This is a genomic window from Flagellimonas sp. B-3 (assembly GCF_056857835.1).
Map to the genome: position 1 here is coordinate 222,010 of NZ_JBSXNW010000018.1, position 16,118 is coordinate 238,127.

Here is a 16,118-nt window from a genome sequence, read left to right on the forward strand (position 1 = left end):
TGGGTTAAGTCTATTAATCCATCCTAAGGTATAATTATTTTTTTAGATGGTTGAAAAAAAATATTGACAAATATCAATTATTTGTTCATGGAAAGATGGTGTTTTTCCAAGCCAGATTTCAACCATTTCTCATAAGTTTCAGCATCTACATACTGTACCGCTTCGTTTAAAATTTCCAAGTTTGGAGAAAGTAGCACATAATATGGCTGCGATGCCGCATTGAAATTGATCGTCTGGAATGTTCCCCATTTTTGACCAATGGTCTCTATGGCTTTTACCCTTCCAGAATCGTATTTAAAATCGAATTGGTGCTCCTCTGGAAGTTCTTTTCTATCATCTACATAAAGGGAAATCAACACGTAATCCTCTTTAATAATGGGGTAAATATCGGGGTCGCTCCAGACGTTTTCTTCCATTTTTCTACAATTTACACAGGCCCACCCCGTAAAATCGAGCAAAATGGGTTTGTTCACCTCTTGCGCATGAGTCAGGCCTTCCTCAAAATCCTTAAAGCAATCCAATCCTAACGGACAATCGCTTTCTGTTTCCACAACGCTGTAAAAACTTGGCGGAGGAAAACCACTCAGCAATTTTAATTGGGTGATGTTGAAAAGACCAAGAATCAAGTAAACGCTAAAAGCAAAGCTTAACAAGCCTACTATCTTTCTGGCTGGTGACAAATTTTTCTTGGGCCCATCGTGCGGAAATCTGAAGATTCCAAAGAGGTATAATGTCATCAAAACAAAGAGCACTACCCATATCCCCACAAATATTTCCCGTTTAAAAATGCCCCAGTTCCCCACTAAATCGGCATTTGACAGAAATTTGAAGGCCAAGGCCAGCTCCAAAAAGCCGAGCACTACTTTAACGGTGGTCATCCAACCGCCGGATTTTGGCAAGGAATTCAACCAAGCCGGGAACATGGCGAACAAAGCAAATGGCAAGGCCAAAGCCAAGCCGAAACCGACCATTCCCGATGTTAAGTTTGTGGCCACATTGCCTTCGGCAAGGGTTGTACTGCCCAAAAGTCCGCCCAAAATGGGTCCTGTACACGAAAAAGATACGATTGCCAAGGTCAATGCCATAAAAAAGATACCCAGCCCCCCTCCTACTTTGGATGATGCAGAATCCATTTTATTGGCCCATGAGCTGGGCAAGGTGAGTTCGTAATACCCAAAAAATGAAAAGGCAAAAAACACAAAAATGACAAAGAAGAATACGTTGAGCCAAATATTGGTGGCTATGGTATTCAAAATTTGTGAGTCCACCGAATTGAACAAGTGGAACGGCAAACTCAACAAAAAATAAATTAAAACGATAAAGAATCCGTACAGTAAGGCATTGCCTATTCCCTTGGATTTGTTCTGGGTTTGTTTGGTGAAAAAGGAAACCGTTAATGGAATCATGGGGAACACACAGGGTGTCAACAATGCAATAAGTCCTCCGATGAATCCCAATCCAAAAATCACCCATAAGTTGGACTTTCCTTCGGAATCGGATACTCCATTTTGATTCAAGAGGTTTTTGTTCTTTAAATCCAATTTGAGGGACTCGCCCAAAGCTACACTTCGTTCATCCAAGGACGCTTCTTCGACCACAAAGCCACTCCCATCCAACGAAATTTGAAAAAGATAATCTACAGGTAGACAGACTTCCTTACAAATCTGATAAAACAGGTTTACCGAAATTTGATTGACCTCTGGATCAAGCAACTTTATCTTTTGGGTGAAGACGGCCTCTTTTTTGAAAAAGGTCTCTTCTACCTCAAAAATATCGCTATACTCCTTTATGGTCTCACTTTCTTCGGTTTTACCAATAAGTTCGTAGTCCTCGCCTGCTTTTTCAAAAGAAAATTCGCTGGGCAAGGAACCTCCTTCGGCCGTGTATTGCGAATATACGTGCCAGCCATCCATAATTTTGCCCTTGAACACCAACTCGTATTCGGTATCGGACAATTTATGTACTTCGTGGGTCCAAACTGCTGGATTCTCATCCGTTTGGGCGAATGTGGTTAAATTGATGAAGAATAATCCTAAAAAGAGTACAAGTAATCTCATGTAAGTTGGGTAATCTTTATTATTTCTCGGGTTGAATCCTCAACCTTGAATCGTTCGTCTGCACGTTTGCCCACAACCCAAACAATATCATTATTTGAGCAGAGCAACCATTGCTTTTCTTTGGAAATCACATCCAGTTTTTCATCCTTAAAAAATTTGGACAGTTTTTTCTTGCCTTGCATCCCGAAGGGATAAAAATAGTCGCCTTTTTCCCAATTTCTTAACACTAACGGAAAGTTTAACTTTTCCTTATCCAAAAATACGACATTTCGCCCCTGTTTTTCTAAGGTCTCAACATTTTCCAGCTTTAGTTTGATGGGCAACTCGGATGGAGTTCCATCTATATGGACAAGGTATGTTCCGTTTACCGTGTTCTTTATTTCAGAAAGAATCAGAAAATCCCTGTCCTTGAGCAATCGGTGTGTTTTGGAAACTACTTGCTTGCCGCTCATGGCTTTCAACAGATCTTTTACATCGTTCCATTCTGTAAACCCATAATCTTTGAACAGTCCATACAAGTAAGCATCCAACGGTTGTAGTTGTTCCAGTGCTGCAATGCTAATTTTAATATCACCATCTCGCTGCTCAAACAACTTGGACTTTAATTCATTTATATGATTAAGGACCAAATCGCTTGATTGTTGCAAATGATTTTGGGTAGTCAGGAAATTTTGTAAAAAAGTGGGATGCAATTCTTTTAAAACGGGCACAATTTGATGACGAATCTTGTTCCGAAGGTATTTGGTACTGGCATTGCTGCTGTCCTCTCGCCAAACAATCTTTTCCGACTTGGCATAGGTCAAAATCTCGCTTCGGGAAAAGGGTAGCAACGGCCGAACCACATGTTCGTTCACTTCAGGAATACCGGAAAGACCTTCAATTCCCGTACCACGGGATAGATTGATCAAAAAGGTCTCCAAACTATCATCCGCATGGTGGGCCGTTAAAATATAATCGAAACCTTTGGTTTTTATCAAATCCGAAAACCATTGGTAACGCAACTCCCTTGCTGCCATCTGTACGGACAAACGCTGGGTTTCGGCATATTTCTCGGTCTCAAATAACATCACAAAGACTTCAATACCAAAATCGGATGCCAGTTGACGCACAAACGCTTCGTCACCATCACTTTCTTCGTCCCGTAGGTTAAAGTTACAATGGACCAAGGCAATATCCATATCGGCAGCAATACACAAATGGGCTAGCACAACACTGTCCACCCCGCCACTACAGGCCACTAGGAGCCTTTTCCCCTTCAGAAAGGGCATCTCGCTGTTTATGTGCTGTTTGAATTTTGGGAACATAGCGCGAATTTACGAATAAACCTTAGCCTTGCGGCTGTGTTATTACGTTACTAAGTTATTTTGTTGTTGCATTATTGGAATTTGATTTGGCAGTTGGCAGTAAGCAGTTGACAGTAAGCAGTAGGCAATCCGCTGTAACCAATAACTCCTAACTTCAGAAGTCTTGGTTCTTATGTCCAAAGCGCAGCGGTATTCGAGCAATAAGTGAAATTCGTGTCAATAAACAATGAGTAACCATTCAACTTTTACCCTTCGCCCTTTCACCTTTTTGACACCAATTCCACGAATCATCACGAATTTTCTGTCCTTGAACTTGACGCTTGATTTTGAACTTGACACTTGAACTCACTATCAACCCCATCCCCTTTCCTCCAAAACGGTCCGCATAGCTTTAGCTTTAAGCAAGCATTCTTCGTATTCCTTTTCTGGGTCGGATTTTGCAGTAATGGCACTTCCAACAGAAAAGGATATATACTTTTTTGTTGCATTGTACAGAATACTCCGAATCACTACGTTAAAATCAAAATCTCCGAGTGGGTCAAAATAACCTACGGCCCCGCTGTACAAACCTCGTTTGGTTTCCTCCAAATCTTCAATAATTTTCATTGCTGAAATCTTTGGAGCACCCGTCATACTACCCATGGGGAAAGTTTCTTTAATCAGTTCTATGGAATTCTTATCCTTTGGAACCTTTGAAACTACGGTGGAAATCAACTGATGTACTTGCTTAAAAGTGTATGGTTTACAGAGCTCTTCGACTTGCACAGAACCTTTTAAAGCGCTTTTGGACAGATCGTTGCGGACTAAATCCGTAATCATGATGTTCTCTGAGCGCTCTTTTTCATCTCGGGACAATTCTTTTTTGATTTTTTGATCATCCTCTTCATCTTTTCCACGTGGCGCAGTTCCTTTTATGGGTTGTGAAATCACTTTTTGCCCCATTTTTTTAATGTACCGTTCGGGCGAAGCACACATCAAATACATATCCCTTAACCTCGCAAATACGGCAAACGGTGGTTCGGAAATGCTGTTTAGTTTGTGATGGGTATGCCAAGGGTCAATGGAAATATCTTCTGCGTAAAATTCCTGACAAAAATTAGCTTCATAAATATCGCCACGGTGGATATGCTCCAAAAAACGGTTGGCTTTTTCAAAATAGGCGTCCTTATGAATCCGCATTTTAATTTTAATGGGGTCGCTTGGCTGTTTATTTGAGAAATCCATCTGCCGAAAATTGGTGATTTCGGCATAATCGGCTTCAATTTGGTGGGCAAAAGCGTTCAAATACTTAAAATGAAGCTGTCCATCATCAACCATTATAATTTTGTTGGGTTGATAAAATTGCAGCATTGGAAATCCAAGAACATCTAAATTTTCGGAAATCAAATCTTCCAATTCATTTTTAAAATCATAGGAAAAATACCCAAAAACCCAATCCTTTTGCCGGTCCACAAAAGTTTGAAGCTCATCAATACCCATCAATACTTGGGATGCGCCAACGGCCAAGCAGGCTTCGAAACTGGAATATGTATCTCGGTGCGAGTTACTGTCCAACCATATTACGCTCTGGTAAGCCCTGGACCATTGCAACAATGCCTTTTTACTTTGTAAAAGGGAATCTGTCTTAAAGGAACGGTGTGTTCGCAATACCTATTGTTTTAACGAATCCAAAAAGGTGTTCAATGCATTTTGGTGTTCCTCTTTTAAGGCTTCGTCCAAAATGCCTTCTTCACTAAAATTATCATAAAAAGATGGCAAGGAAAAAGTCGCTGCGATTTCCGCGCCAAACCTCGGCAGCATATTTTCAACCACCGTCAAGGAACCTTTTCCCCCTCTCTTACCTCCGGAAGTGGACATTAACAGCACCTTTGTGCCCTCCAAAAACTTGCGGTCCATGCGGGAAAGCCAATCCAATACATTTTTAAAGTAGGCCGAAGGGTTTCCGTTATGTTCGTTAACGGACAAAATCAGGCCACCTGCATTATTGATCTGTTCTTTCAATTCCTTCAACGAAGCGGAATACCCCTCTTCTTTTTCAAGGTCTTCACTGAACATGTGAAAAGGATGTTCTGCCATGTCTAGCGTCTGGATATCATGGTTTTGCACTAATGCAGTCGTGAGTTTTACTAATTTAAAATTGATAGAAGTGGAAGAATTGCTCCCGGCAAATGCCAAAATTGCAGCCATAGTATAAAATCATTGATTGTTTCGCTAAAATAGCCCGATTGAAGCAGACATGCGACTATTTTGCATATTTTTGGCGCAAAGAACATCCAAACTACCTGCTAAACAAGTATATAGGTTGAATGTGAACCAAATGACAGCCAAGAATAACAGGTTATTTTTTATAGACGCCATGCGCGCATGGGCCATTTTGATGATGTTGCAAGGGCACTTCATCGATGGTTTGTTGGATCCTGTTTTTAGGGACTCAAGCAATTCTGTTTACAATGTTTGGCTATATTTTAGAGGAATTACCGCTCCTGTTTTCTTTACCGTTTCTGGCTTTATATTTACTTATTTATTGATTCGGGTTCCACAAAACGGAATGGAAAACCCAAGGGTTTCCAAAGGTATTAGTCGTGGACTACAGCTATTGGCCATTGGTTACTTACTACGCTTGAATCTTGGAGGTCTCTTTAAAGGTGAAATTTACGATTCGTTTTATTTGGTAGATGTATTGCATTGTATTGGTCTATCAATTTTAGGTTTGATCGGTGTTTATGTGCTTACGGCCAATAGAAAAAAATATATGTTCCCTGTTGTTCTGGTCAGCATTACTTTGTTGCTTTTTCTGTTCGAACGGGTTTACAAGGATTGGACTTTTGCTTTTTTACCCGATTTTATCGCCAATTATTTCACCAAGGCCAATGGTTCTGTGTTTACCATCATCCCTTGGTTTGGATATACTACTTTGGGTGCCTTTATCTCGGTACTTTTTACGCGATTTAAAAACTATAAATATTTATACCCTGCGGCGATTTCCATAGCGTTGGTGGTTGGCTATTTTTTAATATACCAATCTTCCAATGTTTTTAAAGGACTTTATGGATGGACCGGGTTGGAATTGTTCAACTTAATACTATCCAACAACTATTTATTTATCCGTTTGGGTAATGTGTTTGTTGTTTTTGCCGTATTTATGATTCTTCGCCAGTTTATGACGAACAAAACAGTTCTGAAAATTGGTGCAAGTACACTTTCCATCTACGTGATTCATTTTGTTGTACTTTATGGAAGTTTCACTGGATTGGGGCTGTACCGTTTCTTTAAACATTCTCTTTCGCCTGAAATTGTGGTTGCAGGCGCTCTCGCTTTTATGATGGTTTGTACATTTTTATCGTTACAGTACAACCGATACGAAGCGAATATCAAATCACAGCTTGCTTTGGGCATTTCTTATGCCAAAATCCAGATTACTGATTTGAAAGAGGCCTCTACACCTGTGCTACGGGAGCTTTTTATTAGAGTTAGACTATTCCTCAGAAGAGTTTTACGTACGGTCAGAAGCTAAAAAAAGCATCCAATCCTAAGACTGAATGCTTTGAGGTTATCAATGATTGAAATATGTCATTCTGAATTCCTGCTTACCCGCGGACGGGCAAATTCAGGTTGACGAAAACCAACTTTTCAAGCAGCATTTTTTACTTAAGCATGCAAAGCCCTATCGTCAGTTGCGGCCAATGCAGCTTCCTTAACGGCTTCGGCAAAGGTTGGGTGGGCATGGCTCATTCGAGAAATATCCTCGGCCGACGCCCTGAATTCCATTGCGGTAACACCTTCGGCAATCAAATCGGCACAACGTGCCCCGATCATGTGAACGCCCAGTACTTCGTCGGTGTTTTTATCGGCAAGGATCTTCACAAAACCATCAATATCCATGCTGGCACGGGCCCTTCCCAAGGCACGCATCGGAAACTGACCTGATTTATATGCTACGCCTTCTTCTTTTAATTGCTCCTCTGTTTTGCCCACAGCGGCAACTTCTGGCCAAGTATAAACAACACCTGGTATAAGGTTATAATCTATATGAGGTTTTTGGCCTGCCAGTAATTCAGCGACCATGGTACCTTCTTCTTCAGCCTTATGGGCCAACATGGCACCTTTTACCACGTCTCCAATTGCATAAATGTTGGAGACATTGGTCTGCAAATGTTCATTCACCTCTACTCTGCCCTTATCATCCAATTTTACGCCCGCAGCTTCGGCATTCAATCCATCGGTATACGGTTTACGGCCAACGCACACCAGGCAATAATCACCGGAAATGGTAACTTCTTTGCCCTTTTTGTCATCGGCTTTTACAATTACCTCGTCACCTTTGCGCTCCACTGATTTCACTTTGTGGGACAGATTAAATTTCACCTTTTGCTTTTTCATCACTTTGGTGAGTTCTTTGGACAAAGCGCCATCCATGCCGGGGATAATGCGATCCATAAATTCCACTACGGTAACATCTGCACCCAAGCGCTTGTATACCTGACCCAATTCCAAACCGATTACCCCTCCGCCTATCACGATCAAGTGTTTTGGAACCTCCTTAAGTTTTAGGGCTTCGGTTGAGGTAATCACTCTTTCTTTATCAATTTCAATGAAAGGCAGGGAAGAAGGTTTGGAACCCGTGGCTATAATGGTATTCTTAGCCTCGATGGTCTCTTCACCGTCTTTTTTGGCAATATTTATGTGTGTGGCATCCTTAAAACTTCCTACGCCATGGTAAACATCAATCTTGTTTTTGCTCATCAAAAACTCGACTCCCTTGGTGGTTTGGTCCACAACAGCTTGTTTACGGGCAATCATTTGCTTCAAGTTCACTTTTACCTCCCCTGGAATATCGATACCGTGTTCCTCGAAGTGCTTAACTGCATCTTCATAATGGTGCGATGAGTCCAAAAGCGCTTTGGAAGGAATACATCCTACGTTTAAGCATGTACCGCCAAGCACAGCGTACTTTTCTATTATTGCGGTTTTCATTCCCAATTGGGCACATCGAATGGCCGCTACATAGCCTCCAGGTCCAGAGCCGATGATAGCTACATCATATTGATTCATATTGTATTATTTGTAAGGATGATTCTTAAAAAATCTGTTCTTTAAAAACAACTGTAAAAATACAAATGTTTTTCGGGACAGTCCTAAACTATTCTGTGGGAAAAGAAACAAGTGTCAAGTTCAAGTGTCAGGTTCAAGTGTCAAGTTCAAGTGCCAAGTTCAAGTGCCAAGTTCAAGAACAAAGAGAAAAGAGCCAAGAACCAAGACACAGGTTCAGAGTTACTACGTACTGCGTACTTCCGACTTTCGGACGTTTCGACTGCGCTCAACATGACATTTCGGACCAAGTTATTGGGTTACTGCCCACTGCAAACTGCTACTGCTTACTGCAAACCGACTTCTGACTTTTAAAAAACAAAACCACCGAAAAACCAGTAGGCACTTCGGCGGCATGCTTCAAAACCTATTTTAAAAATCAATTACATGTTTCCTCAAAAACTTGATCTCCAGTAAAATTCCAATTGTAGTCATTCTCTAGCTTAAGTCCTGCCTCAAGGGCTTCAGTACCACAAAGAGTAAGTCCGTTGGCTCCAAAAGTTATATTATAAGGTCCGTTGTTCTGCTCCACAAAATTGCTCCAGCCCATCAACAGGGCATTGAAGTTTTCTTTGGACAATCCCGAATTATCCAACATACCATCCATTAATTCTACCTTACCAATATTCCAATTGCTTAAGTCCCCGTCAAAGGAAGTGGCTCCTGAAAACATATTTTCCATGGTATTCACATTATTAACATCCCAACTACTGACATCACCATTAAAAGAGGTGGCTCCATTAAACATTCCAGTCATACTCGTCACATTACCTAATTTTGTGCTCCAAGCACTTAAATCTCCGTTAAAGGAAGTAGCCCCATTGAACATATTTTCCATGGTATTCACATTATTAACATCCCAGCCGCTAAGATCCCCGTTAAAGGAAGTGGCCCCATAGAACATTGCCCTCATATTGGTCACATGGCTCACGTCCCAGTCACTAAGATCCCCGTTAAAAGAATTGGCCCCATAGAACATACCGGTCATTTTGGTTACCTTGGATAAATCCGGTACGTCTGTGGCATTATAAACCATGTTTTCACAATTGCCAAAAATATAGTTTAAATATTCCCACTGTATAATGCCCCATTGTTCCAAGCTTTCAAGTTTCGAAGAATATTCTGGGTTGTTAAAAAGAACAGTTGGAAATTCACCATATATGGCCACGGTATAGGTGCCAGCAGCGGCATAGATATGGGAAGGATGTCCATCAGCCTCAGTAAGCTCCTCTATTGTTCCATCGCCCCAATCTATGGTATAGTTGTAAGTGTAATAGTTATTTATTATTTGAAACATAATTTCGTCCCCATCGGTCTCGGTCTTCCAAGTGGTGACAAAAGACTTAGGATCTTCGGCCAAGGTATCTCCATCATTTATAACTATAATTTTCACCGCTACTTCCACGGTCGCATTATCATCTTCAACACTTACGGTAATGTGGTGTTCTTTGCTTGTTTCATAATCGAGCTGTTGTCCTGCTGCCAAGCTTAGTTCACCTGCTTCGTTGATAGCAAACAGGCCATTGTCGTTGGTGGGAATGTTAAAAACAAGATCTGCTATATCCGTGTCGGCATCTTCGACCTCAAAGGTGTGGATCAATTCTTCTGTTGATATGTCTTCGCTTACCTCAAACTCATAGTCTTCCTGTGCAAAAACGGGCACACAATCGCAAATGGTGATTTGGCCTGTATCCTCCCTTTCTCCATCGCTTACTGCAACGGTAATCTTGTGAGATTGAGGAGCTTCAAGATCAAGTTCCTTGCCCGCTTTTAAGCTTAGCAAACCTGTTGTCTCGTTAATCTGGAACATATCATTACTGTTGGCAGAAATACTATAGGTAAGTTTGGTGCCCATATTGGAATCGTATGCCTTTACTTCGGCTACCGTTTGGCCATCGGTTATGGCTTCGGGCACATGAAAGGACTGATCGTATATAACAGGGGGCTGATTGGCAAATGACTTTGGACCGTCATCTTTTTCGCAGGACCAGAGCAGTACCAAGGCCATTATTGTTATTCCAAATTTGTTCAATGTGTTTTTCATGACTAAAGTTTTATAGGGTAATTGCAGCAAGATGCAGAGTTTAAGCGAACTTTTTAGGCATGATCTTACGAACACCTTGTTTGGATTGATAAACCCTAGTTTTGGGTTGATGAGGTTGGTGGACGTTGGGTAAAAACAAAGGGGCAAAGTGTGAAGAGGTTGATATGAATGACGTAAAAAGTTCAAGCACCAAGTTCCATGCCTACGGCAGACAGGCAAATGTCAAATTCAATAAACCGAATAACTTAATAACAGAGTAACACAATAACAGAATAAATCACCCACCAATATGTACCGATGGCGTATTTTTCACCTCATTGATAACGAATGAACTCTGTGTATTGCCAATATTGGCTATGGCAGTCAATTTAGTGACCATAAACTCCCGATAACTTTTCATGTCCTTTACATAAATCTTTAAAATATAGTCATAATCGCCCCCCACATGAAAGCACTCGGAAACCTCTTTGAGCTGCAATACCTCGCGCTCAAACTTTAGAACATTCTCCTTGGTATGCTGTACCAAACGTATTTGGCAGAGTACCATAAAGTCTCTACCTACTTTTTGTTTGTCCACCAAAGCAGCGTATTGGGTAATGACTCCATTGCGCTCCAATCGACGAATTCGCTCATAAACGGCTGTTTTGGACAAATGCAAAACATCTGCATATTGTTTTGTTGTCTTTTTACAGTCCTCTTGGAGCAGTCTTACCAATTCAATATCCATTTTATCCAGTTTCATTCCGACGATTTTTCTATTGGGAACAGCTAAATTCCAATTTTACAGAATAATATCCTAATATTTATATATTTATTGACTATTCATCACCATTTGAACACATCCATTGATTTTAAGTCTAATGATTCATATTTTTATCCAAAACAACGCATCATGGACTACAAAGCATCAGATCACATACAAAATCTTCAATATTTTGGTGAATTCGGAGGTGTAAACCCTTCTATATCAGATTCATCAACCTATACTTTTCTCTCAGCAAAGACTATGTTCGACACTTTTGAGGGGAATACCGAAGGTTGCTACCTTTACAGTAGGCACTCTTCCCCTTCCAACTTATACTTGGGCGAGGCCATGGCACAACTGGAAGGTACCGAATCTGCAAATGTGTATGCAAGCGGAATGGGAGCCATAACAGCTGTAATTCTTCAATTGTGCAATTCGGGTGACCATATTGTTTGTAGCAGGACCATTTACGGCGGCACCTACGCTTTCCTAAAGAACTTTGTGAAAAAATTCAATATCTCCGTCTCTTTTATGGACATTACCAATTTGGAAACGGTCGCGAGGTCCATCACTCCAAAAACCAAGATGATCTATTGCGAAGCCATTAGCAACCCGCTTTTGGAAGTAGCTGATATTACTTCACTTGCCAAAATTGCCAAAAAGAACGAGATGCCATTGGTGGTCGACAACACCTTTTCTCCTTTGACGATAAACGCAGCACAATTGGGAGCAGATATTGTTGTACACAGCCTTACCAAGTTTATCAATGGTAGTAGTGATTGCGTTGCTGGAGCCGTTTGCGGAACAACTGATTTTTGTCTCAGTCTAAAAGATGTGAACAACGGGGCAGGAATGCTTTTGGGCAGTACGTTGGACAGTTTGCGTGCCGCTTCCATCTTGAAGAATATGCGAACACTTCATATAAGAATCAAAAAGCATAGCGAAAATGCCCATTATTTGGCCAAACAATTTGAAAAGGATGGATTAAAGGTGGTGTATCCCGGTTTGGAAAGTCATTCAGGGCACAGTTTAATGAAATCCCAAATGAATACAGAATACGGATTTGGCGGAATGCTTACCCTAGATGTTGGCTCCGTGGAACGTGCCAATGCCCTGATGGAATTGATGCAAAAAGAAAAACTGGGTTATTTAGCGGTAAGCCTTGGTTTCTACAAGACATTATTTAGTGCTTCCGGAACCTCCACCTCTTCCGAAATACCAGAAGAAGAGCAAAAAGAACTTGGTCTCTCCCAAGGACTTATCCGTTTTTCCATTGGATTGGACAACGACATACACAAAACATACATTACAATGCGCAACTGTATGGAAAAGTTGGATATTTTGTCTCCCGATGCCAGTTTGGCTTAATTCGGAGGGATGCGGGGTTTGCACAACATAGTGCAAAATCGTAATATTACCTCCTAACAAACTCAGACCAAATGCCGAATAAAGAGGAAAAACCAACGTTTAGGGAAGATGAACACATTGTAGAAAATAAAGATTTGACCATTGCTGAAGCATTGATACCCGTTTTAGCTTTGGTGATTATGTTGGCCTACAATGTGTATGTTTTTGGGGATGATGCCCTAAGCGGTTCCAACCAATTTATTCTGTTGATGGGAGGTGCGGTTGCCGCAATAGTCGGTATTTTCAATAAGGTTTCCTATAAACGGATGATTGCCGAAGTGGCCGAAAATGTTAAATCGACCACGGGTGCCTTGTTGATTCTTTTGATGGTCGGAGCACTTTCAGGTACATGGTTGGTCAGCGGTATTATTCCCGCTATGATCTATTACGGGCTTCAAATTCTCAATCCGACTATATTTTTGGCAGCTAGCGTTGTTATTTGCGCCATAATTTCCATTGCAACCGGAAGTAGTTGGACAACGGCCGCGACCGTAGGCATAGCATTGATTGGCATTGGTGATGCCTTGGGCATATCGTTGGGAATGACGGCAGGCGCTGTGCTTTCCGGCGCTTATTTTGGAGATAAAATGTCTCCTTTGAGCGACACCACCAATTTAGCCCCGGCCATGGCGGGAGGAGATTTGTTCTCGCACATTCGCTACATGACGTACACCACTGTACCAACAATCGTGGTGACCTTGATTGTTTTCATTGTTCTTGGGCTTACCATTGATACCTCAGGAGTTGCGGACACCAGTTCACTTCTCAACAATATTGGCTCAACCTTCAATATAAACGGATGGTTGTTTATAGTGCCATTGGTCGTTATTGGTTTGATTGTAAAAAAAGCACCTCCATTAATGGCGCTACTTGTAGGAACATTGCTTGGTGGAGTTTTCGCTCTTATTTTTCAGCCGGACATTGTGGCCAACATTGGCGGAAGCACAGCTTTAAATTTTGAATCGGGCTACAAAGGCATCTTAAACGCCATCACTGTTGATACATCTATTGCCACGGAAGACCCTGCCCTAAATGATTTGTTCTCCTCGGGAGGAATGTCGGGAATGCTCGGCACCATTTGGCTGATTGTTTGTGCTATGGTTTTTGGTGGTATCATGGACGGTATCGGGGCTTTGGAGCGCATCACGGAATCCCTTTTAAAATTGGCAAAGACCACTTTTGGACTGTTCGCAAGCACCGTAGGAAGCTGTTTGGCCTTGAACGTAACCGCTTCCGACCAGTATTTGGCCATTGTAGTGCCCGGAAAAATGTTCTCGAAAGCCTATAAGGAACGTGGTCTTGCCCCCGAAAACCTGAGCCGGTCATTGGAAGATTCAGGTACGGTGACCTCTGTTCTAGTGCCTTGGAACACTTGTGGAGCCTACCACAGCAGTGTTTTGGGTGTTGGTGTCGGTGAGTACTTCCTGTATGCCATTTTCAATTGGTTAAGCCCTATAATGACGTTGCTTTTTGCCGCTTTCCGGATCAAAATCAAGCAACTTACCACCACGGCTGCTGAATAAATGCTATTTCAGCTTTTTCAATACCGCGACTTCATTGAGAAGTCGTTAAAAATTGATGTGCAATTTTGCCACAACCTCAATTTTGATGGTGCTTTTTTACGACATAGTCATGACTTATCCGACCATAAGAAATACTGATTTTTAAGCTGGTAAAAGCGATAAAAACCATCTTATTTTTGCTATTCGAAAATTTAAAAAACATCAATAAATGACTCTAGTAGGAAGAAAATTTCCAAACATTGAAGTAAACGCCATCGACGAATTGGGCGACACATTCAAAATCAACATTTTAGAGAAAGCCAAAGCAGAAAACAAGAAAGTATTGTTGTTCTGGTACCCTAAAGACTTCACTTTTGTGTGTCCGACCGAGCTTTTTGCCTTTCAACAAAACCTAAGTGAGTTTGAAAAAAGGAATACCATTGTTATCGGAGCTTCTTGTGATACTGCCGAAGTGCATTTTGCATGGCTGAACACTGAAAAGGACAACGGAGGAATAGAAGGTGTAACCTACCCTATCGTTTCTGACAGCAATAGAAACTTGGCTTCTGCCTTGGGAATCTTGGACATCATGAAAGAAGACTATAACGAGGAGACCAATTCTGTTGTAGTGGAAGGTGACAACGTTACCTATAGAGCCACTTATTTAATTGATGAAGAAGGGACTGTATTCCACGAGAGCATCAATCACATGCCATTGGGTAGAAACGTGAAGGAATTTTTGCGTTTGGTAGATGCCTACACTCACGTTCAGGAAAAAGGAGAGGTTTGCCCAGCCAACTGGGAAGAAGGAAAACAAGCCATGAACGCGGACAGAGCCGGTGTTTCCGATTACTTGGCCAATCACGTAAACTAAGCACTATGGTTGTAGAATTGGACAAAGACAATTTAAGCGAGGTCATTGCCAACAATGACAACGTAGTGGTGCAGTACAGCGCATCTTGGTGTGGCAACTGCAGGATCATGAAGCCAAAGTTCAAAAAGGAAGCCTCTTTGAACGAAGATATAAAGTTTGTAATGGTCGATGCCGAAAAATTCCCAGAATCCAGAAAGCTGGCCAACGTGGACAATTTGCCCACTTTTGCCGCTTTTTCAAAAGGGGCATTAAAGAATCAGGTACAGACCAATAAGTATGATGTTTTAAAAGACTTGATCAATGAAGTTGCCCATAATTAAGCAGTTGGTCAATTTTGCCGAGGAGCACGACGAGGATTACCTTCAGGAAACTGCGGATACCCTCGAAAGTGTTTGCGAAGTTTCCAGTTTAAAAGATGACGAACTGGATATGATCGGGGAATTGATCTCCAATATTTATGGCGCTTTGGAAGTATCCAACGAAATCAAGAACGGAACTCCTAAAAAAGAAGCGCTTAACGGTTTTATGTCCAGAGTGCTCGGCTCCATAGATAAGTAACATACATTATATAAAACAGCAAATAAGAACCTTCCCGTAACAGACTTCGGGAAGGTTTTTTTAGTATTTTTGACACCGAGCCGCATTAAACTTTCGGCTAGAAGGTTAATGTCAAAAAAATATTTGAAGCATTCTAAATGCCCCAAGAATCTTTTCTTCAGAATAGGATAAAAAGCGTAGGATATGCCCTAAAGGGCATGTTTCTGTTATTGCGCACAGAGCCCAGCATTAAAATTCAGTTCGTTATAACATTGGTGGTCACAGCTTTTGGGTTTTATTTTCAAATATCGAACACCGAATGGATTCTCCAACTGTTGGCCATTGGTTTGGTAATGGGTGTGGAAGGAGTAAACACTGCCATTGAAAAAATATGTGACTATATCCAGCCCGATTTGGACCCTAAGATTGGTTTGATAAAAGATATTTCCGCAGGAGCCGTTATGATAGTATCGGTCTTGGCAAGCATTGTTGGCCTTATCATCTATGTGCCTAAAATTTTTTAGCAAAATCCAACACCCCGAGTAGCAACGTAAATTTGT

At 41.4% G+C, this 16,118-nt stretch carries 14 protein-coding genes; 7 read left to right on the forward strand and 7 right to left on the reverse strand.

Annotated elements, in window-relative coordinates; translation table 11 throughout:
- Positions 1 to 77: 77 nt before the first annotated feature.
- From AC13CS_RS07195 to AC13CS_RS07210, 4 genes are all read right to left on the reverse strand, one after another.
- Positions 78 to 2,057, reverse strand: a complete 1,980-nt coding sequence (locus AC13CS_RS07195) for a thioredoxin family protein (protein ID WP_293163472.1) — start codon at positions 2,055 to 2,057, stop codon at positions 78 to 80.
- A complete protein-coding gene (gene tilS, locus AC13CS_RS07200; protein ID WP_293163475.1) occupies positions 2,054 to 3,361 on the reverse strand; it encodes a tRNA lysidine(34) synthetase TilS in 1,308 nt (435 codons plus the stop codon). The genes AC13CS_RS07195 and tilS overlap by 4 nt, the downstream gene beginning before the upstream one ends.
- Before the next feature lie 351 nt (positions 3,362 to 3,712).
- Positions 3,713 to 5,008 (reverse strand): anthranilate synthase component I family protein, encoded by a 1,296-nt coding sequence (locus AC13CS_RS07205; protein ID WP_293163477.1) that lies wholly within the window; start codon positions 5,006 to 5,008, stop codon positions 3,713 to 3,715.
- A gap of 3 nt (positions 5,009 to 5,011) precedes the next feature.
- Complete coding sequence (locus AC13CS_RS07210; RefSeq protein WP_293163480.1) at positions 5,012 to 5,548, reverse strand: NAD(P)H-dependent oxidoreductase; 537 nt, start codon at positions 5,546 to 5,548, stop codon at positions 5,012 to 5,014.
- A 130-nt stretch (positions 5,549 to 5,678) separates the two neighbouring features.
- Here AC13CS_RS07210 and AC13CS_RS07215 point away from each other — a divergent pair, with 130 nt between their 5' ends.
- Positions 5,679 to 6,875, forward strand: a complete 1,197-nt coding sequence (locus tag AC13CS_RS07215) for a heparan-alpha-glucosaminide N-acetyltransferase domain-containing protein (protein ID WP_293163483.1) — start codon at positions 5,679 to 5,681, stop codon at positions 6,873 to 6,875.
- A 134-nt stretch (positions 6,876 to 7,009) separates the two neighbouring features.
- On the opposite strand, the gene lpdA is transcribed toward AC13CS_RS07215, so the two are convergent.
- The 3 genes from lpdA to AC13CS_RS07230 form a co-directional block, all read right to left on the reverse strand.
- On the reverse strand, positions 7,010 to 8,413 hold the full coding sequence (lpdA, locus tag AC13CS_RS07220) for a dihydrolipoyl dehydrogenase (protein ID WP_293163486.1): 1,404 nt from the start codon (positions 8,411 to 8,413) through the stop codon (positions 7,010 to 7,012).
- Positions 8,414 to 8,828: 415 nt separating this feature from the next.
- Positions 8,829 to 10,493, reverse strand: coding sequence for a BspA family leucine-rich repeat surface protein (locus tag AC13CS_RS07225; RefSeq protein WP_293163489.1), 1,665 nt, complete (start codon positions 10,491 to 10,493; stop codon positions 8,829 to 8,831).
- Positions 10,494 to 10,770: 277 nt separating this feature from the next.
- Entirely contained in the window at positions 10,771 to 11,235 is a 465-nt protein-coding gene (locus AC13CS_RS07230) for an Lrp/AsnC family transcriptional regulator (protein ID WP_293163492.1), read from the reverse strand.
- A gap of 150 nt (positions 11,236 to 11,385) precedes the next feature.
- Between AC13CS_RS07230 and AC13CS_RS07235 the strand changes: the two genes are divergently transcribed.
- The 6 genes from AC13CS_RS07235 (at position 11,386) to AC13CS_RS07260 (ending at position 16,082) form a co-directional block, all read left to right on the forward strand.
- Positions 11,386 to 12,606 carry an aminotransferase class I/II-fold pyridoxal phosphate-dependent enzyme gene (locus tag AC13CS_RS07235; RefSeq protein WP_293163495.1) on the forward strand — a complete coding sequence of 407 codons (1,221 nt, stop codon included), beginning with the start codon at positions 11,386 to 11,388 and terminating at the stop codon, positions 12,604 to 12,606.
- A 71-nt stretch (positions 12,607 to 12,677) separates the two neighbouring features.
- On the forward strand, positions 12,678 to 14,168 hold the full coding sequence (gene nhaC / locus AC13CS_RS07240) for a Na+/H+ antiporter NhaC (protein WP_293163498.1): 1,491 nt from the start codon (positions 12,678 to 12,680) through the stop codon (positions 14,166 to 14,168).
- A 208-nt stretch (positions 14,169 to 14,376) separates the two neighbouring features.
- Positions 14,377 to 15,021, forward strand: a complete 645-nt coding sequence (locus AC13CS_RS07245; RefSeq protein WP_108247238.1) for a peroxiredoxin — start codon at positions 14,377 to 14,379, stop codon at positions 15,019 to 15,021.
- Positions 15,022 to 15,026: 5 nt separating this feature from the next.
- The gene (locus AC13CS_RS07250) at positions 15,027 to 15,341 is read left to right on the forward strand and encodes a thioredoxin family protein (protein ID WP_014034573.1); all 315 of its coding nucleotides are present in this window, start codon (positions 15,027 to 15,029) and stop codon (positions 15,339 to 15,341) included.
- Entirely contained in the window at positions 15,322 to 15,579 is a 258-nt protein-coding gene (locus AC13CS_RS07255; RefSeq protein ID WP_108247236.1) for a DUF6952 family protein, read from the forward strand. Before AC13CS_RS07250 ends, AC13CS_RS07255 begins: the two co-directional genes overlap by 20 nt.
- 137 nt (positions 15,580 to 15,716) lie before the next feature.
- Entirely contained in the window at positions 15,717 to 16,082 is a 366-nt protein-coding gene (locus AC13CS_RS07260) for a diacylglycerol kinase family protein (RefSeq protein WP_293163513.1), read from the forward strand.
- Positions 16,083 to 16,118: the final 36 nt, after the last annotated feature.

What these genes read in the sequence shown, in the direction of transcription:
- AC13CS_RS07250 (WP_014034573.1), top strand. Translation starts at nt 15,027, where the DNA reads ATGGTTGTAGAATTGGACAAAGACAATTTAAGCGAGGTCATTGCCAAC.
- AC13CS_RS07210 (WP_293163480.1), bottom strand. Translation starts at nt 5,548, where the DNA reads ATGGCTGCAATTTTGGCATTTGCCGGGAGCAATTCTTCCACTTCTATC.
- tilS (WP_293163475.1), bottom strand. Translation starts at nt 3,361, where the DNA reads ATGTTCCCAAAATTCAAACAGCACATAAACAGCGAGATGCCCTTTCTG.
- AC13CS_RS07260 (WP_293163513.1), top strand. Translation starts at nt 15,717, where the DNA reads ATGCCCCAAGAATCTTTTCTTCAGAATAGGATAAAAAGCGTAGGATAT.
- lpdA (WP_293163486.1), bottom strand. Translation starts at nt 8,413, where the DNA reads ATGAATCAATATGATGTAGCTATCATCGGCTCTGGACCTGGAGGCTAT.
- AC13CS_RS07225 (WP_293163489.1), bottom strand. Translation starts at nt 10,493, where the DNA reads ATGAAAAACACATTGAACAAATTTGGAATAACAATAATGGCCTTGGTA.
- nhaC (WP_293163498.1), top strand. Translation starts at nt 12,678, where the DNA reads ATGCCGAATAAAGAGGAAAAACCAACGTTTAGGGAAGATGAACACATT.
- AC13CS_RS07235 (WP_293163495.1), top strand. Translation starts at nt 11,386, where the DNA reads ATGGACTACAAAGCATCAGATCACATACAAAATCTTCAATATTTTGGT.
- AC13CS_RS07230 (WP_293163492.1), bottom strand. Translation starts at nt 11,235, where the DNA reads ATGAAACTGGATAAAATGGATATTGAATTGGTAAGACTGCTCCAAGAG.
- AC13CS_RS07245 (WP_108247238.1), top strand. Translation starts at nt 14,377, where the DNA reads ATGACTCTAGTAGGAAGAAAATTTCCAAACATTGAAGTAAACGCCATC.
- AC13CS_RS07215 (WP_293163483.1), top strand. Translation starts at nt 5,679, where the DNA reads ATGACAGCCAAGAATAACAGGTTATTTTTTATAGACGCCATGCGCGCA.
- AC13CS_RS07195 (WP_293163472.1), bottom strand. Translation starts at nt 2,057, where the DNA reads ATGAGATTACTTGTACTCTTTTTAGGATTATTCTTCATCAATTTAACC.
- AC13CS_RS07255 (WP_108247236.1), top strand. Translation starts at nt 15,322, where the DNA reads ATGAAGTTGCCCATAATTAAGCAGTTGGTCAATTTTGCCGAGGAGCAC.